The 25,522-nt window shown below is 46.1% G+C and carries 24 protein-coding genes; 9 read left to right on the top strand and 15 right to left on the bottom strand.

Annotated features, from left to right (window positions below; translation table 11 throughout):
* Positions 1-29 precede the first annotated feature (29 nt).
* From QTO06_RS06825 to argR, 3 genes are all read right to left on the bottom strand, one after another.
* Positions 30-2,609: a TRAP transporter permease gene (locus tag QTO06_RS06825; RefSeq protein ID WP_331407275.1), complete on the bottom strand. Its 2,580-nt coding sequence runs from the start codon at positions 2,607-2,609 to the stop codon at positions 30-32.
* Positions 2,610-2,904: 295 nt separating this feature from the next.
* On the bottom strand, positions 2,905-3,873 hold the full coding sequence (locus QTO06_RS06820; protein ID WP_005437372.1) for a TAXI family TRAP transporter solute-binding subunit: 969 nt from the start codon (positions 3,871-3,873) through the stop codon (positions 2,905-2,907).
* 383 nt (positions 3,874-4,256) lie between these two features.
* Positions 4,257-4,727, bottom strand: a complete 471-nt coding sequence (gene argR / locus QTO06_RS06815; RefSeq protein ID WP_005430583.1) for a transcriptional regulator ArgR — start codon at positions 4,725-4,727, stop codon at positions 4,257-4,259.
* Between the two features lie 358 nt (positions 4,728-5,085).
* Here argR and mdh point away from each other — a divergent pair, with 358 nt between their 5' ends.
* Positions 5,086-6,021: a malate dehydrogenase gene (mdh, locus tag QTO06_RS06810; protein ID WP_020196545.1), complete on the top strand. Its 936-nt coding sequence runs from the start codon at positions 5,086-5,088 to the stop codon at positions 6,019-6,021.
* Positions 6,022-6,154: 133 nt separating this feature from the next.
* Positions 6,155-6,346, top strand: coding sequence for a hypothetical protein (locus QTO06_RS06805; RefSeq protein ID WP_331407274.1), 192 nt, complete (start codon positions 6,155-6,157; stop codon positions 6,344-6,346).
* Between the two features lie 85 nt (positions 6,347-6,431).
* Here QTO06_RS06805 and ispB read toward each other — a convergent pair whose 3' ends face one another.
* The gene (ispB, locus tag QTO06_RS06800) at positions 6,432-7,403 is read right to left on the bottom strand and encodes an octaprenyl diphosphate synthase (RefSeq protein WP_045482144.1); all 972 of its coding nucleotides are present in this window, start codon (positions 7,401-7,403) and stop codon (positions 6,432-6,434) included.
* A gap of 257 nt (positions 7,404-7,660) precedes the next feature.
* On the opposite strand from ispB, the gene rplU reads away from it, so the two are divergent.
* The 6 genes from rplU (at position 7,661) to folA (ending at position 11,516) form a co-directional block, all read left to right on the top strand.
* Positions 7,661-7,972 carry a 50S ribosomal protein L21 gene (gene rplU / locus QTO06_RS06795; RefSeq protein WP_005437376.1) on the top strand — a complete coding sequence of 104 codons (312 nt, stop codon included), beginning with the start codon at positions 7,661-7,663 and terminating at the stop codon, positions 7,970-7,972.
* Between the two features lie 20 nt (positions 7,973-7,992).
* Positions 7,993-8,250 carry a 50S ribosomal protein L27 gene (rpmA, locus tag QTO06_RS06790; protein ID WP_005383095.1) on the top strand — a complete coding sequence of 86 codons (258 nt, stop codon included), beginning with the start codon at positions 7,993-7,995 and terminating at the stop codon, positions 8,248-8,250.
* A 211-nt stretch (positions 8,251-8,461) separates the two neighbouring features.
* Positions 8,462-9,637, top strand: coding sequence for an Obg family GTPase CgtA (gene cgtA, locus QTO06_RS06785; protein ID WP_005437377.1), 1,176 nt, complete (start codon positions 8,462-8,464; stop codon positions 9,635-9,637).
* 116 nt (positions 9,638-9,753) lie between these two features.
* Positions 9,754-10,554 carry a threonine/serine exporter family protein gene (locus QTO06_RS06780; protein ID WP_005437378.1) on the top strand — a complete coding sequence of 267 codons (801 nt, stop codon included), beginning with the start codon at positions 9,754-9,756 and terminating at the stop codon, positions 10,552-10,554.
* A complete protein-coding gene (locus QTO06_RS06775; protein WP_331407273.1) occupies positions 10,554-11,027 on the top strand; it encodes a threonine/serine exporter family protein in 474 nt (157 codons plus the stop codon). Before QTO06_RS06780 ends, QTO06_RS06775 begins: the two co-directional genes overlap by 1 nt.
* Positions 11,028-11,036: 9 nt before the next feature.
* Entirely contained in the window at positions 11,037-11,516 is a 480-nt protein-coding gene (gene folA, locus QTO06_RS06770; RefSeq protein ID WP_331407272.1) for a type 3 dihydrofolate reductase, read from the top strand.
* A gap of 72 nt (positions 11,517-11,588) precedes the next feature.
* Here the strand turns inward: folA and apaH are convergent, their stop codons facing one another.
* The 6 genes from apaH to lptD all read right to left on the bottom strand — a co-directional run bounded on the left by apaH (position 11,589) and on the right by lptD (position 18,348).
* The gene (gene apaH, locus QTO06_RS06765) at positions 11,589-12,395 is read right to left on the bottom strand and encodes a bis(5'-nucleosyl)-tetraphosphatase (symmetrical) ApaH (RefSeq protein WP_331407271.1); all 807 of its coding nucleotides are present in this window, start codon (positions 12,393-12,395) and stop codon (positions 11,589-11,591) included.
* 12 nt (positions 12,396-12,407) lie between these two features.
* Entirely contained in the window at positions 12,408-12,788 is a 381-nt protein-coding gene (gene apaG / locus QTO06_RS06760) for a Co2+/Mg2+ efflux protein ApaG (protein ID WP_331407270.1), read from the bottom strand.
* A gap of 76 nt (positions 12,789-12,864) precedes the next feature.
* Positions 12,865-13,674, bottom strand: coding sequence for a 16S rRNA (adenine(1518)-N(6)/adenine(1519)-N(6))-dimethyltransferase RsmA (rsmA, locus tag QTO06_RS06755; RefSeq protein WP_005528601.1), 810 nt, complete (start codon positions 13,672-13,674; stop codon positions 12,865-12,867).
* Positions 13,671-14,669: a 4-hydroxythreonine-4-phosphate dehydrogenase PdxA gene (gene pdxA / locus QTO06_RS06750; protein WP_050909122.1), complete on the bottom strand. Its 999-nt coding sequence runs from the start codon at positions 14,667-14,669 to the stop codon at positions 13,671-13,673. The genes rsmA and pdxA overlap by 4 nt, the downstream gene beginning before the upstream one ends.
* On the bottom strand, positions 14,659-15,942 hold the full coding sequence (gene surA / locus QTO06_RS06745; RefSeq protein ID WP_005528603.1) for a peptidylprolyl isomerase SurA: 1,284 nt from the start codon (positions 15,940-15,942) through the stop codon (positions 14,659-14,661). The genes pdxA and surA overlap by 11 nt, the downstream gene beginning before the upstream one ends.
* Positions 15,943-16,002: 60 nt before the next feature.
* Positions 16,003-18,348, bottom strand: coding sequence for an LPS assembly protein LptD (lptD, locus tag QTO06_RS06740; protein ID WP_331407269.1), 2,346 nt, complete (start codon positions 18,346-18,348; stop codon positions 16,003-16,005).
* A gap of 269 nt (positions 18,349-18,617) precedes the next feature.
* Here lptD and djlA point away from each other — a divergent pair, with 269 nt between their 5' ends.
* Positions 18,618-19,478, top strand: a complete 861-nt coding sequence (gene djlA / locus QTO06_RS06735) for a co-chaperone DjlA (RefSeq protein ID WP_331407268.1) — start codon at positions 18,618-18,620, stop codon at positions 19,476-19,478.
* 137 nt (positions 19,479-19,615) lie between these two features.
* Here djlA and QTO06_RS06730 read toward each other — a convergent pair whose 3' ends face one another.
* From QTO06_RS06730 to leuA, 5 genes are all read right to left on the bottom strand, one after another.
* Positions 19,616-20,398: a DUF547 domain-containing protein gene (locus QTO06_RS06730; protein ID WP_331407267.1), complete on the bottom strand. Its 783-nt coding sequence runs from the start codon at positions 20,396-20,398 to the stop codon at positions 19,616-19,618.
* Positions 20,399-20,531: 133 nt separating this feature from the next.
* The gene (gene leuD, locus QTO06_RS06725; RefSeq protein WP_009707791.1) at positions 20,532-21,134 is read right to left on the bottom strand and encodes a 3-isopropylmalate dehydratase small subunit; all 603 of its coding nucleotides are present in this window, start codon (positions 21,132-21,134) and stop codon (positions 20,532-20,534) included.
* 11 nt (positions 21,135-21,145) lie between these two features.
* Positions 21,146-22,546: a 3-isopropylmalate dehydratase large subunit gene (gene leuC / locus QTO06_RS06720; protein WP_331407266.1), complete on the bottom strand. Its 1,401-nt coding sequence runs from the start codon at positions 22,544-22,546 to the stop codon at positions 21,146-21,148.
* A 185-nt stretch (positions 22,547-22,731) separates the two neighbouring features.
* Positions 22,732-23,823: a 3-isopropylmalate dehydrogenase gene (leuB, locus tag QTO06_RS06715; RefSeq protein ID WP_208444328.1), complete on the bottom strand. Its 1,092-nt coding sequence runs from the start codon at positions 23,821-23,823 to the stop codon at positions 22,732-22,734.
* An 85-nt stretch (positions 23,824-23,908) separates the two neighbouring features.
* Entirely contained in the window at positions 23,909-25,456 is a 1,548-nt protein-coding gene (gene leuA / locus QTO06_RS06710; RefSeq protein ID WP_010445640.1) for a 2-isopropylmalate synthase, read from the bottom strand.
* Positions 25,457-25,522 lie beyond the last annotated feature (66 nt).

The following is a 25,522-nucleotide window of genomic DNA, read 5'->3' as shown; positions in this document are numbered from 1 at the left end:
AAGACCCCTTATCCTCGGGGCCAAATCGGTTATGCGCTCAGCTGTTCCTTACGAGCACGACGTTTTTGGTTCAGGGCAAGTACCAGCAAAATCATCAAACAAGGCACAAATACCCATTCTTTCATTGGTCGTTCAGCATCTTGAACTACCCATTTGATCTCCCAATCGAAGTCGATTCCTGAAGATTCTGCCGGGCTGCCAAATTCAACCATGTCTACGATCATTTTGCCGTCGTTCTCGGTCAGCATTAGGCCCATAGAAGAGATGCGCTCTTCTGCAGTTTTTGCTTTATCTTCGAACGGAAGACGTACCGTTTTTTCAACGTAGTCACCTTCAAGGTTTTCTCCAGCGACACGTAACTCTATGGATTCTCCTACATTTAACCCTTCTGTGATTTGAGCTATCTCAACACCAGGGGAAAGAACTTTCGCTGGGTAGAGCATGTCCCACCAAAAACCAGGACGGAAGAACGAGAAGGTTAATACTAATAGTAGGATCGTTTCCCACCACTTGTTACGAGTGAACCACCAACCTTGTGTTGCCGCGGAGAAGATCAACATCGCAATAATGGAAGAGATCACGGTTAACGCTAGGTGCCACCATGAATCAATGCCCATCAATAAGAGTTGAGTGTTGAAGACGAACATGAATGGCAGAATTGCGGTTCGAATATCGTAGGTAAAGCCTTGAATACCCGTACGAATTGGATCTGACTTAGCAATTGCGGCAGCGGCAAAGGCAGCTAAACCTACAGGAGGCGTATCATCTGCAAGGATACCGAAATAGAACACAAATAAGTGCACCGCAATCAGTGGGATGATCAGGCCATGAGCCGCACCCAGAGTTACGATAACCGGTGCCATTAGCGTTGATACCACGATATAGTTTGCCGTCGTTGGCAGACCCATACCCAGGATCAAGCTGATTACTGCCGTAAACAGCAACATAAGGATGATGCTACCGCCAGAGATGAACTCGACGAAGTCTGTCATAACCAAGCCGATACCAGTCAAGGTGACCACACCAACTACCGTACCTGCTGCAGCGGTTGCCACGCCGATACCGATCATGTTGCGCGCACCAGATACCAAACTCTCTGCGAGATCAACAAAACCGTCTTTGGTCTGCTCAACCAAGTCACCTTGTTTTGATAGCAAAGCAATCAGTGGGCGCTGCGTTAGCAAGATAAAGATCATGAACACGGTTGCCCAGAATGCTGACAGACCCGGTGAGAAGCGTTCTACAGTCAAACACCAAACCAGCACAACGATTGGTAGCAGATAGTGCAGACCAGATTTAATCGTTGGGCCTGGATCTGGAACCTCTGTGAGTTCTGCATCAATTTCAATTGCGCCGTCTTTGGCGTGGTTTGCTGAAACCTTCACCAGACCGACGTAAGCAATTAATAGGGCGACGGTTACGATGGTTGTTGCAGCATCGCCAAATACGTCTTTAGTCCAACCCACACCGTAGTAAACCAAGGCGCTGATGACGCACAAGCCAAGGATAGTGCCAGTAAATGACAATAGGCTTTGTAGCATGGTTGGGTTGTGGCGACGAGGAAGGCCGGTCATACCCGCTTTACATGCTTCAAGGTGAACGATGTAAATCAGAGCAATGTAGGAAATAAGTGCAGGAAGTAGGGCTGCTTTGATTACCTCAACGTAAGAGATACCAACATATTCAACCATTAGGAAGGCTGCAGCGCCCATGATAGGCGGCGTTAGCTGGCCGTTCGTCGACGCAGCAACTTCAACCGCACCTGCCTTTGTGCCCGGGAAGCCTACTCGCTTCATCAGTGGAATTGTAAAGGTACCTGTGGTTACTACGTTTGCGATGGATGAGCCCGAAACCAGACCAGATAGGCCGGATGCAACGACAGCCGCTTTTGCAGGACCGCCCTTCATGTGACCAAGCAGTGAGAAAGCAACTTTGATGAAGTAAGCACCAGCACCTGCGCGCTCTAGCATGGCACCAAACAGTACGAACAAGAATACGAAAGATGTTGATACGCCAAGTGCAACACCGAATACGCCTTCTGTGGTTAGCCATAAGTGTGACATTGCTTTGTTTAAGCTTGCACCTTTATGAGCAATAACATCTGGCATATATGGACCAGCAAAGGTGTAGGTCAGAAATACTGCGGCAACGACCATCAACGGTGGACCCAGTGCACGACGCGTTGCTTCAAGCAATAGAGCCATACCCGTTACTGAGACTACGATGTCAACGGTTGTCGGTGCACCAGAGCGCCCGGCCAGTTCGGTATAGAAAATATAAATATAAGCTGCAGCAAAGCTACCCGCTAATGCCAATGCCCAGTCGATTAATGGGATATGGTCACGCGGAGAGTTCTTCATTGCTGGGTAAGCAGTGAAAGCGAGGAAAGTGGCAAAAGTTAAATGAATTGCTCGCGCTTCAGTATCGTTGAGTACGCCAAAATTAAAAATAAATGGTAGCGGAGAGGCATACCATAATTGAAATAGCGACCAGCACAGTGGTACGAACCATAAGATTCTACCTTGCAAGCCCATTGGGCTACGCGCACCTGTGTCTGCCTGAGCCACCATTTCTTGCACATCTTGTGACGGAGTGTTGTTCGTCGCCATGTACTTTTTCCTTATTATTGATGGTCCTGTCTGTATTGTGTATCGAGAACCCCGCTTCGCTATAACAGTGTAGTGAATAGAGCGAAGTTTGCTTTCGAGTGAATCGCTACAATCCTTCAACCAATTGATTCATAGGTATGGAAAAGTGCGTTTTCTTTTTCTTAGGTGTGTGAGCGCGACTTCCGAGAGAAATCGGCAAAATTGAACAAAGTATGCTGGTTGAAGGTGCTCGACCAGCATACTCAATCAGACAGAAAACCATCCTTTTCTGTCTGAGCTTGAAGTTAGTAGTTGCTTACTTAAGCAGACCTACTTCTTTGTAGTATTTCTCTGCACCTGGGTGAAGAGGGATTGAAAGGCCAGCTTTCACCATGTCTTCTTTCTTCAGGTTTGCAAATGCAGGGTGTAGACGCTTAAAGGTATCGAAGTTTTCGAATACCGCTTTTGCAACGTTGTAAGCTACGTCATCTGAAACATCAGATGTCGTTACCATTGTTGCCGCAACACCAAAGCTGTTTACGTCTTTGTCTGTACCACGGTACATGCCAGCAGGGACTGTGCTGAATGCGTAGTAAGGGTTATCAGCAACGATCTTCTCGATTTCTGGACCAGTCGCTGGAACTAGCTTCGCATCACAAGAGGTTGTTGCTTCTTTGATTGAACCGTTCGGGTGACCAACCATGTAGATAAACGCGTCGATCTTGTTATCACATAGTGCTTGAGAACGTTCTGAACCTTTTAGTTCTGATGCAAGTTTAAAGCTGTCGTTAGTCCAGCCCATTGCGTCCATCACTACGCCCATTGTCGCGCGGTCACCAGAACCAGGGTTACCGATGTTTACACGCTTACCTTTAAGGTCTTGAACGTTTTCGATGCCAGAATCTGCACGTGCGATGATGTTAAAAGGTTCGGTATGAAGAGAGAACATTGCACGTAGTTTTTTGTACGGGCCTTGTTCAGCAAACTTACTCGTACCGTTGTAGCCATGGTACTGCCAATCCGATTGCACGATACCAAAGTCTAGCTCGCCAGCACGGATTGTGTTGACGTTGTAAATTGAGCCGCCAGTCGATTCCACTGAACAACGGATGTTGTGATCTTTACGACCTTTGTTCACCAATTTACAAATAGCACCACCAGTAGGGTAGTAAACACCTGTAACAGAGCCAGTACCGATAGTAATAAACTCTTGAGCGTTAACTGCGCCTGCGCCCATAACTGCTGCAGCGATAGCGCCTACTTTTAGAAGTTTGTTAAATGCCATGAATTTCCTTCCTTATATTCATTATTAACCCGGAAATAACCATAAATTACTTCAGGAGTTTCCTATTTGGAAACGGCATCTTTTCCAATCCAATCGTTTGAAAAAGCGAGCGAATCATAACAAAAAATTGGCAGAAAATTATCCGATTGTTAAAAACTATAGCGAATAAGTCTAAAGCGTGAATTGGTGTGTGGGGATGAATTCGTAGACTAATTCTTTTTAGAACAATTACTTATCTTGCATGTTGGCGAGGGTATTAAAAAAACCAATAGCGTGATGTAAATCACAAATAGATGGGTAAAAAATAAGCTAAAAAATCAAAAAAATTTACATTTTTCATGGGCTACAAAACTCAACTAATTTCATAGCCCACAAACAGTTACTTAGCCTGTGTACTCGAAAAGCTCACACACAGATTTGAACAATTGTTCTGTAGAAACTGGCATTGTCGGGGTAATGAAGATGGTGTCATCACCAGCAACCACACCCAAGATGCCTTCTGATTTGCCTAATGAGTCCAGTAGGCGAGCAATCAATTGAGCGGCACCTGGGCCGGTGTGGATAACGACAAGAGCTGCGTTATGGTCGATATCTAACACCAGTTCACGCAAAGAGCTGCTAACTGTTGGTACGCCTAACTCTGCTGGTAGGCAGTAAACCATTTCCATTTTTGCGTTACGTGTACGTACGGCACCAAACTTAGTCAACATGCGAGAAACTTTGGATTGGTTGATGCTTTCAAAACCTTGTTGTTTTAGTGCATCAACGATCTCACCCTGTGAGCCAAAGCTCTCTTCTTTTAATAAGGCTTTAAAAGCGCGAACTAAGTTATCTTGTTTTTCTGAATTGCGCATAGTCGTTATGATTCTCTTATCAAGGGTCAGCAATTTTGCATATTCTCGCATAGATATTCATGCAGTGCCAAAAAGTCACGACATTATGTTAATTCCATCACTGTAAACCTTAAACAGGATAGGGTTCTTTAAGTATGAAATTGTTGACCTATTTATTGCACTGAATTTCTTGTCATTTCAACAGAATAAACGAATAATCAAGCCTTTGTTTGTAGCACGGTAACAGCGAGTTGCGCGAGGTCGCAAAGCTGGCGTTAATTGATTGTAATCAAGTTGTGATTCCGATAGCTTTATTTCAGCTGGTTACAAAATACCCTACGAATACGTTTATAAGAGAAATACTCTCAAGGAGAACTACATGAAAGTAGCCGTTATTGGTGCCGCTGGCGGCATCGGTCAAGCTCTGGCCCTTCTACTTAAGAACCGTCTTCCTGCAGGTTCAGATTTAGCCCTATACGATATTGCTCCAGTAACTCCTGGTGTGGCTGCAGATCTAAGCCACATCCCAACTCCGGTTTCTATTAAAGGTTACGCTGGCGAAGATCCAACACCTGCACTTGAAGGTGCGGATGTCGTTCTAATTTCAGCTGGTGTAGCTCGTAAACCTGGTATGGATCGCGCGGATCTGTTCAACGTAAACGCTGGCATTGTTAAGTCGCTAGCGGAAAAGATCGCAGTTGTATGTCCAACAGCATGTGTTGGTATCATCACTAACCCAGTGAATACAACAGTGCCAATCGCTGCTGAAGTGTTGAAAAAAGCTGGCGTTTACGACAAGCGCAAACTGTTTGGTGTTACAACGCTGGACGTTATCCGCTCAGAAACCTTCGTGGCTGAACTAAAAGACAAAGATCCAGGTGACGTTCGCGTTCCTGTTATCGGTGGTCACTCTGGTGTGACTATTCTTCCTCTTCTATCTCAAGTAGAAGGTGTTGAGTTCACTGCTGAAGAAGTTGAAGCGCTAACGAAACGTATCCAGAATGCGGGTACAGAAGTAGTAGAAGCGAAAGCGGGTGGCGGTAGCGCAACTCTATCTATGGGCCAAGCTGCATGTCGCTTTGGCTTAGCGCTAGTACGTGCTCTTCAAGGTGAAGAAGGCGTCGTGGAGTGTGCTTATGTAGACGGTGGCAGCGAACATGCACCATACTTCGCACAACCTGTGAAGCTAGGTAAAGACGGCGTAGAAGAAGTTCTAAGCTACGGTGCGCTAAGCGACTACGAGAAGTCAGCATTAGATGGCATGTTAGAAACACTAAATGGTGATATCAACATTGGTGTTGAATTTGCTAAATAAGCGTCTTTTTATATAGGTTATATAAAGAAGACAATTTAAATTGAAAGCCGATCTGATGATCGGCTTTTTTGATCTTTTCACCTTATCTCGCGTAACAGAGTTTGAATCGGGTAACTTTGTGAAGGAGAGGGTGATGGAAGCAAATCGAATCCGTAAAGGTATGGTTGTAGAGTGTCAGCAAGGGGTGGGAACCATCTTAGTGGTTGACCAAGAAGCAGAAACGGTATTGTTGGCTAAGCAGGGCTCGGAAGAGCAATTGGCGGTAAGCTTTGACGAGATCGAAGACAACCCTCAACTACATGGTAATTGTGATCAGTACTATTAGGTTTAACACCCATCCAACAAACCACAGACAACAAAAAGGAAGAGCTCAGCTCTTCCTTTTTACTTTAGGGTCTTTCTATTCAGCCTTAGCTAGTTCGCTTCACCGCCATGTGAGCTAGGGTAACCAGCGCTTGCTTGTAGTCAGATTCAGGAAGGATTGCGAGCTCTGCAATCGCTTTATCTGCTTCATCCATCGCTTTTTGCGTGGTGTATTCCAGCGAACCAGCTTCCTGCATTACCGCTAGAATATCTTCTAGTCGATCCATGCCATTAGCCTTCTCAATCGCTTCACGAATCATCTGCGCATTCTCTGGCGTGGTATTGCGCATTGCATGAAGTAGAGGAAGCGTTGGTTTGCCTTCAGCCAAATCATCACCAACATTCTTACCCATATCCTCACCGTCAGACGTGTAATCCATCACGTCGTCGATCAGTTGGAATGCTGTGCCCAAATATTTACCGTAGTTCTGGAATGCCACTTCTACTTCTTCCGGCGCATCGTTAAGAATCGCACCAATCTGTGTAGCGGATTCAAACAAACGTGCGGTCTTAGAGTAGATGACCTGCATGTAGCTTTCTTCTGTCGTGTCAGGATCATTACAGTTCATCAACTGCTGAACCTCACCCTCTGCGATCACATTAACTGCGTCGCTCATCAGTTTAAGGATCTTCATTGATCCTAGCTCAGTCATCATTTGGAATGAGCGAGTATAAATAAAGTCCCCAACTAACACGCTAGCGGCATTACCAAACGCAGCGTTTGCTGTCGCTTTACCGCGGCGCATGTCTGATTCGTCTACCACATCATCGTGCAACAAAGTTGCCGTATGGATGAACTCGATAAACGCAGCTGCCATTGTATGGCCGTTACCTTGGTAACCAAGAGCACGTGCTGACAATATCGCCAGAAGTGGTCTTAAGCGTTTGCCTCCACCACTCACGATATAGAAACCGAGTTGGTTGATTAAAGAGACATCAGAATTTAGTTGGGCTTGAATTGTTTCATTCACTTTTGCCATGTCATCGGCAGTAAGCGCTTGGATAGTTTTAAAATCCATCGTATATCCGGCTGAAGTTAGACCCTGCAAGGCTTATTCGATTTATATAATTGTCGAATAATACACTAAAAAACGTTGATTAATACATTACTAAAGGGCATGATTGCCGCACTTTTCTTTGGCGATTAGCTTTTCGCCAATTTTTTCAAAATATGGCTTGTCATAGGGGCATCTCTTCTGTAGAATCTGCGCCCTATTGATGATTAGTTTAGCGCACACCCTCATGAAAAGGCTGTGCGGAAAAAGCGGAGTAAAATATGTACGCTGTTTTCCAATCTGGTGGTAAACAACACCGTGTAAGCGAAGGTCAAACTCTTCGTTTAGAGAAATTAGACGTTGAAACGGGCGCAACTGTTGAATTTGATAAAGTTCTTCTTGTTGCTAACGGCGAAGAAATCCAAGTTGGCGCACCTCTTGTAGAGGGCGGCAAAGTTGTTGCTGAAGTAGTACAACACGGTCGTGGCGATAAAGTTAAAATCGTTAAGTTCCGTCGTCGTAAGCACTCTCGTAAGCAACAGGGTCACCGTCAGTGGTTCACTGAAGTGAAGATCACTGGTATCAACGCTTAATCTATTAGGAGAGTTTAACAATGGCACACAAAAAAGCTGGTGGTTCTACTCGTAACGGCCGCGATTCAGAAAGCAAACGTCTAGGTGTTAAACGTTTCGGTGGTGAATCTGTTCTTGCAGGTAACATCATCGTTCGTCAACGTGGTACTAAGTTCCACGCTGGTAACAACGTAGGTATCGGTAAAGACCACACTCTATTCGCTCTTACTGAAGGTAAGGTGAAGTTCGAGGTTAAAGGTCCTAAGAACCGTAAGTTTGTAAGCATCGAAGCTGAGTAATTTTACCTTTTAGGTTAATTACTAAAGCTTTATAGCTGAATTCAAAAGCCCTGCCGATTCGGCGGGGTTTTTTATTTGTAGCAGTCGACATATTCAAGTTTCTCGTTTTATCCCTGAGGGGTTGGAATCTGGGAGCTTAGATCTGTCATCTGCTAAAATTGTTTGATGGCAAATCAGATTTAATCCACGCACGAAGTAGTCGGAGTAAAAGATGAAGTTCGTAGATGAAGCGGTAGTTAAAGTTCAGGCTGGTGACGGCGGTAGCGGCGTTGTAAGTTTCTGGCGTGAAAAATTCATCACTAAAGGTGGCCCAGATGGTGGCGACGGTGGTGATGGTGGTGATGTATACATCCAAGCCGATGAAAACCTAAATACCCTGATCGATTACCGTTTCCAACGCTTTTACGAAGCAGAACGCGGTGAAAACGGTCGCGGTGGTAACTGTACTGGTAAACGTGGTAAAGACATCACACTTCGCGTTCCAGTAGGTACTCGCGCAGTTGATATCCACACTAACGAAATCGTTGCAGAAGTAGCAGAACACGGTAAGAAAGTGATGGTCGCGAAAGGCGGCTGGCACGGTCTTGGTAACACGCGTTTTAAATCTTCAGTAAACCGTGCGCCTCGTCAGAGAACGCTAGGTACTAAAGGTGAAATCCGTGAAATCCGTCTAGAGTTATTGCTATTGGCTGACGTTGGTATGCTTGGTCTACCTAACGCAGGTAAATCAACCTTTATCCGCGCAGTATCAGCAGCAAAACCAAAAGTAGCAGATTACCCATTTACAACGCTAATCCCAAGCTTGGGTGTTGTGAGTGTGGTTCCTGAGAAGAGCTTTGTGGTTGCAGACATCCCTGGTCTAATCGAAGGCGCAGCTGACGGTGCTGGTCTAGGTATTCGCTTCCTTAAGCACCTAGAGCGTTGCCGCGTACTGCTACACATGATTGATATCATGCCTATCGATCAGTCAGATCCAATTCAAAATGCCCTAACCATCATTGATGAACTGGAGCAGTACAGTGAGAAACTAGCAGGTAAACCTCGTTGGCTAGTCTTCAACAAAACGGATCTGATGCCAGAAGAAGAAGCGAATGAAAAGATCCAAGAGATCTTGGACGCGCTAGGTTGGGAAGACGAGTTCTTTAAGATCTCAGCGATCAACCGTAACGGTACAAAAGAGCTTTGCTACAAGTTAGCAGACTTTATGGAAAACCTACCTCGTGAAGAGGAAGAAGTTGCTGAAGAAGATAAAGTAAACTTCATGTGGGATGATTACCATAAAGACGCAATCGCTGGTAAAGACGTTATCACTGAAGAAGATGACGACGATTGGGATGATTGGGACGATGAAGAAGACGACGGTCACGTTGTTTACGTCCGCGACTAATCGCTAGCTAATTCATTAAGCCGCAATGTTTATTGCGGCTTTTTTTGTATCTAAATCATGTTTAGACGATGTGATTTGCGGCACAATAATGAGCTTAACGGACTTAGGAAGTATTTATGACATCGGAAGTTATACCGTCTTGTGCAACGACGGCATCCAATCAAAGGGCCATTTCTCGGCTTGTTGCCCAAGCTGGGCAAATGCTATTAGCCCACGGAGCAGAAAGTACGCTTGTGAGTGACATCATGCAGCGCATCGGTATTGCCTGTGGTGTCAGCGAAGTGGCAGTGGCATTATCTGCGAATGCTTTGGTTGTCACGACAGTAAAAGACGATCATTGCATTACAACGACCAGAAGTTGTGCCGATCGCGGGATCAACATGCGAGTGATCACCCAGATCCAACGCATTTGTATCATGATGGAGCGCGGCTTACTCGATGTGAGAATGGCGCAGAAGAAACTCAACACCATTAGCCCAGAGCGTTATAACCGTTGGTTGGTCGTGTTCATGATCGGCCTTTCTTGCGCGGCTTTCAGCCATTTAGCGGGTGGAGACTTAGGTGTATTTGTCATGACGTTTCTTGCTTCTGCAGGCGGTATGACCGTTCGACAAGAAATTGGCCACCGCCACTTTAACCCTCTTCTCAACTTCGCTGTCACAGCGTTTGTGACCACCCTAATCTCTGCTCAAGCGGTGATTTTTGACATTGGCAACCTGCCAACTGTTGCGATGGCATCATCGGTGTTGATGCTAGTACCTGGTTTCCCACTGATTAACTCGGTTGCTGATATGCTGAAAGGTCATATCAATATGGGCATTGCGCGATTTACCATGGCGAGCTTATTAACCTTAGCAACTTGCCTCGGTATTGTTGCGGCAATGGAAGTAACGGGGATTTGGGGGTGGATGAGCTAATGAGCGTATTTGAACTCATGTTAGGGCTGTTGAATGATATGTTCTTCGCCGCTATTCCTGCCGTTGGTTTTGCAATGGTGTTTAATGTGCCGCAAAAAGCACTCAAGTACTGCGCGGTAGGTGGTGCAATTGGTCATGGCAGTCGCTACCTAATGATGCACTTTGGCTTGCCAATTGAATGGGCAACGTTTTTTGCAGCGACGTTAGTCGGTTTGATCGGTGTGCATTGGTCCCATCGTTTTCTTGCTCACCCTAAAGTCTTCACTGTGGCTGCTTTGATTCCTATGGTTCCGGGCGTATTCGCATATAAGGCCATGATCGCCATGGTAGAGATAAACCACTTAGGTTATTCACCTGAGCTTATTGCGACATGTATGGAGAACTTTCTTAAGGCGATGTTTATTATTGCTGGCTTAGCGGTTGGCTTGGCGGTTCCGGGGCTGTTATTCTATCGCCGCAGACCCATAGTATAAGGATCCAATATGATCATCAGCATGATTGCCGCGATGGCAGACAACCGAATCATCGGTAAAGACAACCAGATGCCTTGGCACCTTCCTGCCGATTTTGCATGGTTTAAGCGTTGCACCATGGGCAAGCCAGTTGTGATGGGGCGTAAGACCTATGAGTCTATTGGGCGTCCTTTGCCTGGTCGTTTGAACATTGTCATCAGCCGTGATGCTTCACTTTCCATTAAAGGTGTTACGACGGTCACATCAATTGAGCAAGCACTTGAGGTTGCTGGTGAAGTAGAAGAAGTGATGATCATTGGTGGTGGGGCGATATATGCCGCGTGTTTACCGATGGCTAACAAACTGTATGTCACGCATATTGAAGCCGAAATTGAGGGCGATACTCAGTTCCCAGATTGGGGGAATGAGTTTAAAGAAACATACTCTGAAGCGTATCAAGCGGATGAGAAAAACGCTTACAACATGCGTTTTACGATTTTAGAAAAATAATCAAATTGAGCCGAATAAGAAAAGCACCGCAAATGCGGTGCTTTTTGTTTTCTAGTCCGGCAATCAGGGCTGTTAACTGAGTGCTTGTTGAGTGAAAACTTGCTTGTCTTCCCAACGAATCATGGTGAGCGAGCCTCCCCAAACGCAGCCAGTATCAAGACCAATGATGCTTTCATCTATATGACCTTGCAGTGCAGCCCAGTGGCCAAACAACACCGCTTTTTCTAAAGGCACTCGTTGTGGCAGTTTGAACCACGGCACGAGCTCATCTTCCGAGACCTCTTGCGGCGGTAGTTTGCAATCCATATCTAAGCGACCATCAGGGAAGCAAAAACGCATGCGAGTAAATGCATTGATGGTGTAGCGATAGCGGTCGAGTCCTGAAAGGGATTCATCCCAGAGATCAGGCTGATTGCTGTACATATTTTCTAGCAGCCAAGGCAATTGTTTACCTCGAATGATCGCTTCCACTTCACGTGCACAGCTTCTAGCAGTATCAAGATCCCATAGTGGAGAGATGCCTGCATGACACATGACAAAGTCATCGTGTTCTGCCAACAGTGGCTGTTGTGATAGCCAAGTCAGCAGTTCTTCTTTGTCTGGAGCAGAGAAGATTGGCGCGGTCTTATCCTTGTCTTTGACCTTTTTTAGCCCTTGAGAAACGGCCATTAGGTGCAAGTCATGGTTACCCAAAACGACTTTTGCGCTGTCACCAAGAGACTTAACAAAACGCAATGTCTCTAGAGACTTAGGCCCTCGAGCGACAAGGTCGCCAGCCAACCAAAGTTGGTCATGTGGCGCAGAAAAATTGACTTGCTCTAGCAGTTGTTGCAGTTCATCAAAACAGCCTTGGATATCACCAACAATATAGGTAGCCACTGAGTCTCCTGATTAATTTAACACGTTTGGTATCGCCAAACGGAACGGGTCGATCTCGGTGATAAATTCATTGCCCTTTTCATCCAGCAGAATGTAGTGTCCTTGCATAACGCCAACCGGTGTTTCAAGCGCAGTTCCGCTGCTGTATGTGTATTCGTCATTACCTGGAATAAACGGCTGTTGACCAACAACACCTTCACCTTCTACCGTCATTTGCTTACCGTTTGAATCGGTGATTAACCAGCGACGGCTAACTAGTTGGACAGTTTGTTGGCTGAGGTTTTTTATTGTGATGATATAAGCGAAGACGTATCGCTGCAGTTCTGGGTTGGACTGTTCTTCAATGTATTTGGTATGAACTTGGATTTTGATGCAAGGTTGAATGACGTCCATGTGCACTCCTCGAGAAACGTAATATCCCAATAATAATAAGCCAAACCGGCAGGGGTTTGGCTTATCGTTTGAGTTCTTAGTGCTGCGGGTTATCCGCGAGCCAGTTCGCCATGGCGACGAATTGTTGTAGCGTCAGGTTCTCTGGACGCATGCTTGGGTTTACACCTAGCTCTTCCAACACTTCTGCACTGATCAGTGCTTTGTAACAGTTACGTACTGTTTTGCGGCGTTGGTTAAAGCCTTCACGACATACTCGCTCCAGCAAACGCAAATCTTTTGCAGGATGTGGCAGTTCTTCGTAAGGCACAAGACGAACAACAGCAGAGTCTACTTTTGGTGGCGGAACAAACGCCGTTGGCGGTACTTCTAGTACAGGCACAACTTTACAGTAGTATTGAGCCATAACCGTTAGGCGGCCGTAAGCTTTGCTTCCAGGACCTGCTGCCAAACGATTTACCACTTCTTTTTGAAGCATAAAGTGCATGTCTTGAATGTCTTTATGGAATTCAAATAAGTGGAACATCAATGGTGTAGAGATGTTGTATGGCAAGTTACCGAAGATACGTAGCTTGTTGTTTGGCTTCACCAACTGAGTGAAGTCAAAGCGCATTGCATCGCCTTCATGAATTGTAAGCTTGTCAGCCAATTCTGGGTGGTTGCGTAGACGCTCTGCTAGATCTCGGTCTAACTCGATAACCGTGAACTTATCGACTTCGCGGCCAACAGGTTCGGTAATTGCACCAAGGCCCGGGCCGATCTCAACAAGGTTTTGACCTGGTCTTGGGTTAATTGCTGATACGATACCGTCAATAATGTATGGATCGTTCAGGAAGTTTTGACCAAAACGTTTACGCGCTTTGTGTCCTAAATGGACATCATTTCTCATTGTTTCTTCTCTACCAATTCTATCGCATGCGTGAGCGCTGTTCGGAAGCTCCCTGTATCCGCTTGACCTGTCCCTGCCAGCTCTAATGCAGTACCGTGATCCACCGAGGTTCTTATAAATGGTAGACCAAGCGTAATGTTTACTGAACGACCAAAGCCTTTGTATTTTAATACTGGCAACACTTGATCGTGGTACATACCTAAAACAGCATCAGCATCGTTTAAATACTTTTCATTGAAAATGGTGTCTGCCGGCAATGGGCCGATCAGATTGATTCCTTTTTCTTGTCGAATCTTTTCCAATGTCGGAGTGATGGTCTCGATCTCTTCGCGACCCAAACAGCCATCTTCTCCCGCATGTGGATTTAGCCCGCAAACATAGATGTTTGGCTGCGAGATGGCAAATTTTTCTACAAGATCTTTATGAAGAATATCGATGATTTTTTCTAATCGCTCTTCCGTGACGGCTTTAGATACGTAAGCCAAAGGGATATGCGTTGTTACTAGAGCAACTCGCAGGCCTTCGGTGGCTAGCATCATCACGACCAACGGTGTGTTGGACTTCTCGGCGAAGAACTCAGTATGTCCACTGAACGCTACACCTGAGCGATTTATCACCCCCTTATGCACAGGGCCGGTGACAATAGCATCAAATTCATCATTCATACAGCCCAAAGCGGCTCTTTCTAGTGTTTTTAACACGTAGTGGCCGTTGGCTTCATTAAGTTGACCAGCTACCGCAGTCTCTGCGATTTCGATGTGGTCTATGATTAAGGTGCCAGCTTGTTGCGCTTTGGGTGCTTCTTCTGGATTGTAATCAAACAGTTGAACGTTTATGCCAAGTTGATTGGCTCTTTCTGCCAATACATTTTTGTCTGCGCATACGACAATTTGGTGCGCCCAGTCTTCCTTAGATAGGGCCAGTACCAAATCCGGGCCGATGCCCGCAGGTTCCCCTGCGGTCACGACGATTCTACGAATCGAATTAGTTGCCATCATTGTCATCCACGATTTCAACGAATGCGCTTGCGCGTAGCTCTTGCATCCATGCGCCAGCTTCTTCATTAAACTTACGGTTAAATAGAATGCGGTAAGCTTTGTTCTTCATTGCTGAGTCTGTGCGGTCAACTTGACGGCGGTCTAGTACTTCAACAATGTGCCAACCGTGTACGGTTTTGAACGGTGCACTGATTGAGCCTACTGGTAGTGTTTCTACTTGGTGTTTAAATTCTGGTACGTATAAGTCAGGTGTTTGGTAACCCAGTTCACCATTTTGAGCGGCTGAACCTGGGTCTTGGCTGTATTGTGTTGCCAATTGGCCAAAGGTCGCCTCACCTGCTTTGATGCGACGGATGAACTCGTTTAGTTCTTTCTTCGCACCGTCGTCACTTAAGATAACGGTTGGTTTGATAAGGATATGGCGAGCATTTACCTCTGTGACCGCTACCGTCTCAAGACCTTTCACATCTTCAATTTTTAGGATGTGGAAACCGATACCGCTGCGGAATGGGCCAATGATACTGCCTTTGTTCTGCATCTTGATTTGGTCAGCAAAGATGGTCGGCATTTCTTCTTTACGCATCCAACCCCAATCACCACCTTGTAGTGCCTTCGGGCCTTTTGAGTAGGTGTACGCCATTTCAGAGAAATCTGCACCGTCTTTGAGTTTCTTAACCAATGCATTAGCTTCTGCTTCGACTTCTGACTTGTCTTTGTCGTCAGAGAAACGAAGTTGGATATGGCCAATCTTGTATTGAACGGTTGCGTTAGTTTCTTTCGCCAACTGGTCTGCAAGGCTATCTACCTCAGCAGGAAGAATGTTGATACGACGACGAACCAGTGCATTACGCGCTTCAGAAGCGGCAATTTCTTTACGAATCTGTTCGCGGAATTCAGAGTAGCTTAGACCTTCTGCTTGTACAGAGGCTGCCAACTGTTCCACGCTTTGGTTGTTGTTGCGAGCAATCTCTGCAATCGCTTGATTAAGGCGGTTATCATCGATACGTACACCGATGCGCTCAGCTTCTTGGCCTTGAAGCGTGTCGATAATAAGCTTTTCTACCACTTGGTCTTTCAGCACGCTTGCTGAAGGTAGACTCTTGCCACTTTGGCGAGCGTTTGCTTGAAGCGTTTTCATCGCGGTATCGATGTCGCTTTGCAGAATCACACCATCGTTTACGATGACTGCAACCTTATCAAGCTCTACTGGCGCTGCTGTTACACCACAAGAAAGTAGGGTGGTGAATAAGAGTGATTTCCAAATTTTCATTAAAAATTCCGTCAGTAATAGTGATTAAGCGTCTTGTTATAGGTAAGACGCTTAATTTGATTAATTGTTCAAATAGAATGGTCGACCGTATTTGATCGCATTGTCTGAGCCATCAAGTTCTTTCGCGGCGGTATCTGCACGTTGGTTGGTTGCAAACCCCTGAATACCGAAGTTAACACTGATGTTATTTTCGTATTTCGGTGATGAACCATCGCTACCGATCGCTTTTTCATCCCAGCCCAATAGTTGGTTTGAGTAGGTTAGACCGAAGTACCAACAATCTGATTGGTAGCGCAAGCTGGCTAGCCATTCCATATCAATATTTTCATTTAGGTCGTAGTAGTACTGACCGCTTGCAGACCAGCTCGGGTTGAACTCGTATGCCGCTACGATACCCGCTTGTGAAATGCCTTTACGAGTGATCGTATCTAGGTTTTCGACAATGATCGTATCTTCGATGTACTCACGCGTTACGTAGCGGTAGTTACCTTGAATAAAACCGCCGTTAAATTGGTATTCCAAGGTGCTGTTTGCCAGTTGCATTGAGCTCAAGTCGATGTCGTACTGGAGACCACCGTGGTAGAACAGGTAATCGTTGTAGTTGAAATCGGTTTCAATTGCCCATGACGAGTAGTTTGACGTTTCATCGGGCATGCTTGGGTTATTGCTGAGCTTAGTCTTCTTGTCGAAGTAGTAGAGCTGACCAAACGAAACGTTCAATCGCTCTTTGTAATCATCATCGAAGAAACGAGTACTTGCACCGTAGCTTAACTGGTTTGCAGAAGCGATCTTGTCGATACCACTGTATTTACGGCTGCGGAATAGACCGTAGTAGTCGGTTTGCAGCAAGGTGGTGTCGTAGTTGTAAATGTTACTTTGGTCTTCATCTGGCACATACAAGTATTGCAACTGTGGCTCAAGTGTTTGGGTATAGCCTTCAATCCAACTTGTATCACGCTCGAGGTACATACGCGCATGGGTACGGAATTCTGGAATGACACGTGACACGTTTTCATCCAGTGTATTACGTAGGTCTGGATCAGTCAGTCCTTCTATGTCTTGCGAGTAGTATGTTGACAAGACGCGAGCTTCTGTAGTCCAAGTTGCCCAAGAGCTCGATAGAGGAATAGTAATGCCTGGCTCGACGTGAACACGGGTTGCATCTGGCTTCGCAGTATCATCGGTATCGAAGCGGCTAAGTTGGCTCTTCACATCGAAGTTTACGTAGTTACCCCACAGTGGCGTGTAGTAGTTCAACTCAAGTTCAGGTAGAAGACGGTATGGCTGGTTGTCTTCTTCTAGTAGGATTTGGAAGTCACGGACACGTAATGATGCATCCCAGAAGTTTGAGCGATATTTCACTTCACCTTCTTGGAGCAGTTGGCCATCTTCACGGTTACCAATGTCGGAATCTAGATCTCGGAAGTAGTCGATATCACTCACTTTGGAGTAATCAAGGCTGACCACCCATTGTTTGTTGATAATACCGTCGTGTTTAAATTGGTAACCCCAGCGCGACTCATCAAAGTACTTTTTGTCGCTGCCCATGTACTCGCCTTTGATCTCACCGTCACCCCAACCATCGGTTAGGTAGCGAAAATCAGTATCCAGCTTATTACCACGCTTTTGCATGTACATAGGTGTAATCGTCATGTCGTACTGTGGCGCGATATTCCAGTAAAATGGAAGCTCAACCTCCATGCCATCACTAGAGCCATACGACATAGACGGGAATAGGAAACCCGTTTTACGCGTGTCGCCAATTGGCATGGTCATATACGGTACGTAGAAAACTGGCACATCCAATATTTCGAAACGCGGGTGGTGCAGGGTTGCTGTCTCTTCGTCTTGGTCGACATCGATGCCTGATGCAACTAAGCGCCAAGCGTTATCGCCCTGAGGACAAGAGGTAATCGAACCATCTTCTAACTCATACACTGACTGACCAGTACGCGCGATGTATGCCGCTGTACCTCGACCTTGTTGGCAAAGGAACTGATAATCGGTGTTTTCGAGTGAGAAGGTATCTTGGTTGATGTCGTTGGTCACACGGTCAGAGCGTGCTTTCACTTTACCATCGTTGAAGGTCACGTTACCTTCGGCCACAACCACGTTGTCTTGCTGGTGAAGTGTTACGCTATCCGCGGTGATTTTCTTCGGGCCTTGCGTGACTTCAACGTTGCCAGAGTACTGAGCTTTGTCGCCATTGATGGCTTGTAAGCGGTCTGCTTGTACGACGACTTCAGAGTTAAGCGCGTCCTCCTCACCACTTGTTTCGACCAAACATTGATCTGTGGTGGGCATTTCCTGCACACTATCATTGATATTCGCTTCAGCTTGAGTGGTAGGTACAAACAAGGCGGTGCTGATAGAGGCCGCTAAACATGTGCGGGAGAAATGTTGCATTGAATTGAACTTTCCTGTGTCACTGCTACTCGATGGCTATAGGGCTTGTTGTACCCTCGCGTTATAGCCAAATGAATCAACTATAGTTTGCAATTATCCCAGAGCATGGATTCGCTGTGGCATAATGCCGATATAAAATAGCTGCAAAGATAAGCAGGCGAAATAGCCTGATCATAAAAAAACTAATTCCATTATCATAAAGGAAATCGTTGCGTCCGGCACTATAAGACCGCCGTCGTCGATAAAAATTCATTGATAGAGAACACATAATGCATATTTTTGGCAAAATTTTGGGTGCCTTTTTTGGCTTGTTACTCGGTGGCCCATTCGGTTTATTGTTTGGCCTATTTATCGGTCACCAATTCGATAAAGCGCGTCGTTTAAGCCAAGCTGGATTTTCTACAGGAGGTTTCGGTAAAGGGCCTAGCCAAGCACAGAGGCAAGAAGAGTTCTTCAAAGCGGCGTTTGCGGTAATGGGCCACCTAGCAAAAGCCAAAGGTCAAGTGACTAAAGAAGAGATTCAATTAGCATCAGCGATGATGGACCGCATGAGTCTTCATGGCGACCAGCGCCGCGCAGCACAAGACGCGTTTCGTGAAGGGAAAGAAAGTGGCTTCCCTCTAGATGATGTGTTGGTACGTGTAAAGATATCTTCAGGCGGTCGTTTCGATTTATTGCAGTTCTTCTTAGAGCTGCAGATCTCGGCAGCCTTTGCTGACGGTTCGATTCATCCAAGTGAGCGAAATGTACTACATAAAATTGCACGTGGCCTCGGGTTTTCTTCGGAGCAACTAGAGCGTCGTCTGCACATGCAAGAAGCGGCGTTCCGTTTCCAAAGTCAGGGTGGATTCCAAGGACAACATCAAGGCCAGTACCAGTCATCAGGTTCAGGTTGGCAACAAGCTTCGCAAGCGGATCAACTGGCGGATGCTTATAAAATTCTGGATGTGTCTTCAGATGCAGACGGCAAAACAGTGAAGCGTGCTTACCGTAAATTGATGAACGAGCATCACCCAGATAAATTGATGGCAAAAGGTCTACCACCAGAGATGATGAACGTCGCGAAAGAAAAGTCGCAGGAAATTCAAAACGCGTACGATCTGATCAAAAAGGTGAAGGGCTTTAAATAAGCGCGTATTCTCATCAAATCTCAATAAAAAAGGGCACCTAGTGCCCTTTTTTAGTTTCTGTCTGGTCTTTGGTTTGGTGATGGTTTCGAGCTTTCGGGTTAGCATGATCCAAAAGCGCATAGACCTACCAGTCCCCATTAATTGGCTTGATTTAGATTCCAATCGTATTCGTATTTTACTTTTCCAGAAAAGCCTTGGTATTGCGGTGCATATTGAGCAATGTGATTAAATACTTGTTCCTCACCGCCAAAATCTTCAGCAAACCAGTCATAAATGGAAGAAAGCTGCGCTGAATTACCTTTAATTGATACACCTTTACTACTGTTAATAAATGTTTTGGCTGCAGAGTCGAGTAGCGCCTGCGTGTTTTCAGCGGTGAAAGCTTGAGTTTGTAAATTTGGACATCCCAAGCTTGCACAATTCACTGCATAGTGTGTTCTCGGATCTTGCCAAATTGGACGCAAAATACGATGTTCAATGTCGTTTAAAGTCAAATCTTTACCATTCACCACCACAACTTCGTCTCCCCAAGGTCCAAAGCTAAATAGCCCGCCTAGTTTCGTAATGGATTTAACAGGGTAGTTATCCAAAATTAGGTCAACGGTGATGGCGTTATAAAGGTTAACCCAATACGCGTATTGCTCTGCTTGATTGTATTGTAGGGGATCGAGTTTGGCTAAGCGTTGGATGTACTGTTTTAACTTCGCTTTATCCGTTGCTGAAACTTGGTTATAGCGAAATAACGTGTTTTCATCCTGCTCAACCAAATAGCGGTCTAATAGTTGTTGCCATTCTTGGTGAGAAATTTGTGTTTTGTTGGCTTGATTCGATTGCTTCCAATACGGCCACAAATCGGATTTCGGCGCAGAAAAAGCGGAGAAAGAGACGAGGGCACACAATATCAATAATATACGCTTCATAATTGAACCTTTGGGTTAAACCTTGTTGATAGTGTAGACCTGTAGAAGAAGTAGTTTCTTTCTGAGGTAATGAAAATAAAAGAAAAAAGGCTGGCCAATGCCAACCTTGTATTTGCTTCAATTACGATTTGAATTAGCTCAAGAAGCTTGGGATATTCGCCTCGTACTCGGCAATCTTGTCTTCGTGTTGAAGGGTAAGACCGATATTGTCCAAACCGTTTAGCAGGCAGTGACGACGGAATGAGTCGATTTCAAAGCTGTACTCTTTGCCATTAGCACGAACGACATTAGCTTCTAAGTCCACTTCCACTTCAGCGCCTTCGTTAGCCTCAACAAATTGGAATATTTCATCCACTTCTTGTTCTGTAAGGCGAACAGGTACCATCTGGTTGTTGATGGAGTTGCCGTAAAAAATATCGGCAAAGCTTGGTGCGATCATCGCTTTGATGCCGTAATCCGCTAGTGCCCACGGTGCGTGCTCACGAGAAGAACCACAACCGAAGTTTTCACGCGCTAGCAAGATAGAAGCGCCTTGGTAGCGAGGAGCGTTCATCACGAACTCTGGGTTCGGTTGTTCGCCAGCATCGTCTAGGAAGCGCCAGTCATGGAATAGGTGCTTACCAAAACCTAGGCGAGAGACCTTTTGCAGGAACTGTTTTGGAATGATGGCATCAGTATCAACGTTCGCTGCATCTAGAGGAACAACTAAACCTGTGTGTTGTTTAAAGCCTGACATTTGTGTGCTCCTTAGTCTAGTTCACGAATATCTACAAAGTGACCAGCAATTGCTGCCGCCGCTGCCATCGCAGGGCTAACCAAATGGGTACGGCCATCACGACCTTGGCGGCCTTCAAAGTTACGGTTGGAAGTAGACGCACAACGTTCATGTGGACCCAAACGGTCGTTGTTCATTGCTAGACACATTGAACAACCTGGTAGGCGCCACTCAAAGCCCGCTTCTTTAAAGATAACGTCCAAGCCTTCCGCTTCTGCCTGCGCTTTTACTTGCTCAGAGCCAGGAACGATGAGCGCTTGAACGTGAGACGCGACTTTGCGACCTTTCGCTACTTCAGCGGCTGCGCGCATGTCTTCGATACGTGAGTTAGTACAAGAACCAACGAAGACTTTATCGACGTTGTAATCAGACAATGACTTGCCCGCTTCTAGACCCATGTAAGCCAATGCTTTTTCTGCCGAGGCTTTTTCTACTGGGTCCGCAAAACTTTCTGGTGCTGGGATCGGCTGGTCTACCGCGATAACTTGGCCAGGGTTAGTACCCCAAGTGACTTGTGGTTTGATATCTGCTGCGTTTAGCGTCACGACCGCATCAAACTGAGCATCATCGTCAGTTTTTAATGTCTTCCAGTATTCTACTGCTGCATCAAAGTCCGCACCTTGAGGTGAGAATTTACGGCCTTTAATGTATTCGAATGTGGTTTCATCTGGTGCAATCAAACCGGCTTTCGCACCTAGCTCAATCGCCATGTTGCATACGGTCATGCGGCCTTCCATTGAAAGGTCGGTGATCGCTTCACCACAGAATTCAACCACGTAACCTGTACCGCCAGCAGCTGTGGTTTCACCGATGATCGCTAGCACGATATCTTTAGCGGTGATGCCCGGAGCCACTTTGCCTTTCACTTCGATCTTCATCGTTTTAGTGCGCGCTTGTTTTAGCGTTTGAGTTGCTAATACGTGCTCAACTTCAGATGTACCAATACCAAAAGCAAGAGAGCCGAATGCACCGTGTGTAGCCGTGTGCGAGTCACCACAAACAATCGTCATACCCGGTAGGGTAATACCAAGCTCTGGGCCCATAACGTGGACAATACCTTGGTATTTGTGGTTGATGTCGTAAAGCGTAACACCAAACTCTTCACAGTTTTTCGATAGCGTTTCCATCTGGATACGTGCCATCTCACCGGATGCGTTGATGTCTTTGGTTGTTGTAGAAACGTTGTGGTCCATGGTGGCAAAAGTTTTGCTGACCTGACGCACTTTACGACCTTTTTCACGCAAACCGTCGAAAGCCTGCGGAGATGTCACTTCATGTACCAAGTGACGGTCGATGTACAAGATTGGGTTTTCCCCTTCTGCTGCGACGGCAACGTGTGCGTCGTAGACTTTTTCGTATAATGTTTTGCCCATTGTTTGCTTCCTTTCCTCGTCGCCTTTGCCGCAATAACTGCGTTAGCGACACCCATTTATCCAGTTATTTAGCGAACTAAACGCCTTAATATAAATGGGCTTGCTGCCTTGCTATTGCACCAATGACTTAGAGGAAAGCCATTGGTTGACCGAGGATTTAGTATTTATTATGAATCTGTTTTGTATTATGAGTTTAAGATGTATTCAGCGATCTTATCGCCCATCTCAGATGTTGTAAGTGCAGGGTTGTCACCAGCAAGATCGCCCGTTAGCTCACCCGCTGATAGTGCTTTTGACACTGCTGCTTCAATGTCTTGTGCCGCCGTTTCTTCACCTAGGCTGTAACGCAGCATCAGTGCAGCAGATAGGATTTGCGCCACTGGGTTAGCGATGTTCTTACCTGCGATATCTGGTGCACTGCCGCCTGCTGGCTCGTACAGACCGAATTTGCTTTCGTTTAGGCTTGCTGATGGCAGCATACCCATAGAGCCAGTGATCATCGCGCACTCATCAGAAATGATGTCGCCGAAGATGTTTGAACATAGCATTACGTCGAACTGTGCAGGATCTTTGATAAGCTGCATGGTTGCGTTATCAATGTACATGTGTGACAACTCAACATCTGGGTAGTCTTTTGCGATTTCTTCGACCACTTCACGCCATAGGATAGAGCTTTGTAGAACGTTCGCTTTGTCGATAGAGCACACTTTCTTACGACGTAGGCGAGCAGACTCAAAAGCGATTTTTGCAATACGTTCGATTTCGTAACGGTGGTACACCTCAGTGTCGAACGCTTTCTCTGTTGGACCTTCACCTTCACGACCTTTTGGTTGGCCGAAATAGATACCGCCTGTTAGTTCACGAACAACAACGATATCAAAGCCGCGACCTGAGATGTCTGCGCGTAGTGGTGAGAAAGCTTCAAGGCCTGAGTGAATTTGTGCTGGGCGTAGATTACAGAACAGTTGGAAGTGCTTGCGTAGTGGTAGTAGGGCACCGCGTTCAGGTTGGTCATTTGGTGGCAAGTGTTCCCACTTAGGACCGCCAACTGAGCCGAATAGGACTGCATCAGACTCTTCACACGCTTTCACGGTGCTTTCTGGAAGTGGGCAACCGTGATTATCGATCGCGATACCACCTACATCGTGCTCGTCACGCTCAAACGCAATGCCGTGCTTCTTTTCGATTGCATCCAACACTTTATGTGCTTGCGCCATTACTTCTGGGCCGATGCCGTCGCCTGGTAAAACGGCAATTTTGTATGATTTGTCTGTCATGTTAATCCTTTAAATTTTTTGAGCTTGTCTAAAACGAATTTGGTTGGAGCCTGCGTTGCGGGACTCAAGCTCCTTGAATTAATGATTAAACCGTCGCAATTCTCTTTTGCTTCATCTCTTCAATCTTATCGGCACGATGAATGCTATTGATAACGTGTAATAGCGCTTGGCCAGATGCTTCTACGATATCGGTAGAAACGCCGGTACCGTGGTACTTACGACCTTTGTAGTTGGCGATGATATCTGCTTGGCCCAGGCCATCTTCACCTTCGCCTTTTGCCGTTAGGTCGAACTTGTCTAGGACGATCTCGTAACCGGTCACGCGGTAGATACATTGGTATAGCGCATCAACTGGGCCATTACCGACGGCAGCTTCACACATTTCTTCATCGCCACATTGCATTTTGACGCTGGTGGTTGCCATTACGCTGCCAGATTGCACGCTTAGGTAGTTCAGCTTGTAGAAGTCGTCTTCTTCGCGCAAGTTCGAGAAGTGCATTAGCGCTTCTAGATCGTAGTCGAACACCTGACCTTTGCGGTCAGCAAGCTTCAAGAAGTCCTCGTACAACGCATCTAGGTTGTACTCTTCTTCTTTGTAGCCCATTGCGTCCATGTGACTCTTAACCGCAGCGCGGCCACTGCGACTGGTTAGATTCAATGCTTGGTTCTTTAGGCCAATCGACTCAGGCGTCATGATCTCGTAAGTGTTCTTGTTCTTTAGCATGCCATCTTGGTGAATGCCTGAAGAGTGGCTGAACGCGTTAGCACCAACGATAGCTTTGTTGCTCTGGATTGGCATGTTACAAAGCTGGCTGACCAACTTGCTGGTACGGTGGATTTCGTCGTGTTTTAGACCGGTGTGCACGCCCATAAATTCTTGGCGGGTTTTTAGGATCATCGCGATTTCTTCAAGGGAACAGTTACCCGCACGCTCACCGATGCCGTTGATAGTCCCTTCTACCTGACGAGCACCCGCTTGCACGGCTGCGATAGAGTTGGCAACAGACATACCCAAGTCATCGTGACAGTGAACAGAGATGATCGCTTTGTCGATGTTTGGTACGCGGTTGAATAGGGTCTCAATGATGCCGCCAAATTCACTTGGTACTGTGTAGCCAACGGTATCTGGGATATTGATGGTGCTTGCGCCAGCATCGATAGCCGCTTCAACCATTCGACATAGGTTATCGATAGGGGTGCGACCAGCATCTTCACAAGAAAACTCAACGTCATCGGTGTAGTTACGTGCGTGTTTTACGGCTTTCACGCCCATTTCTACAACATCGTCGTAGCTGCGGCGCAGTTTGTCTTGAACATGAACAGTCGAGGTCGAGATGAAAGTGTGGATTCGGAATGCGTCCGCGACTTTTAGCGCTTCAGCGGCAGCATCGATGTCTTTCGCAACGGCACGCGAAAGGGCACAAACTCGGCTGTTTTTAATGTGTTTTGCGATGGTTTGTACGGACTCGAAATCACCCGGAGAAGAAACAGGAAAACCCGCTTCGATAACATCAACGCCTAGCCTTTCCAGCGCATAGGCAATCTGCAGTTTTTCTTTAACCGTCAAGCTTGCTGACAACGCTTGTTCGCCATCACGCAATGTGGTGTCGAATATAATGACCTGATCGTTCATGTTTGCTTCCTTCATGATTTCTGCACTTTTCGTGCAATTTAATCGTTTACTTCCGGTATTTAGATA

The organism is Vibrio sp. M260121 (assembly GCF_036533715.1).
GTDB lineage: Bacteria > Pseudomonadota > Gammaproteobacteria > Enterobacterales > Vibrionaceae > Vibrio.
Note: the sequence above shows the minus strand (reverse complement) of the source record. Positions and strands in the feature narration are given on the sequence as shown.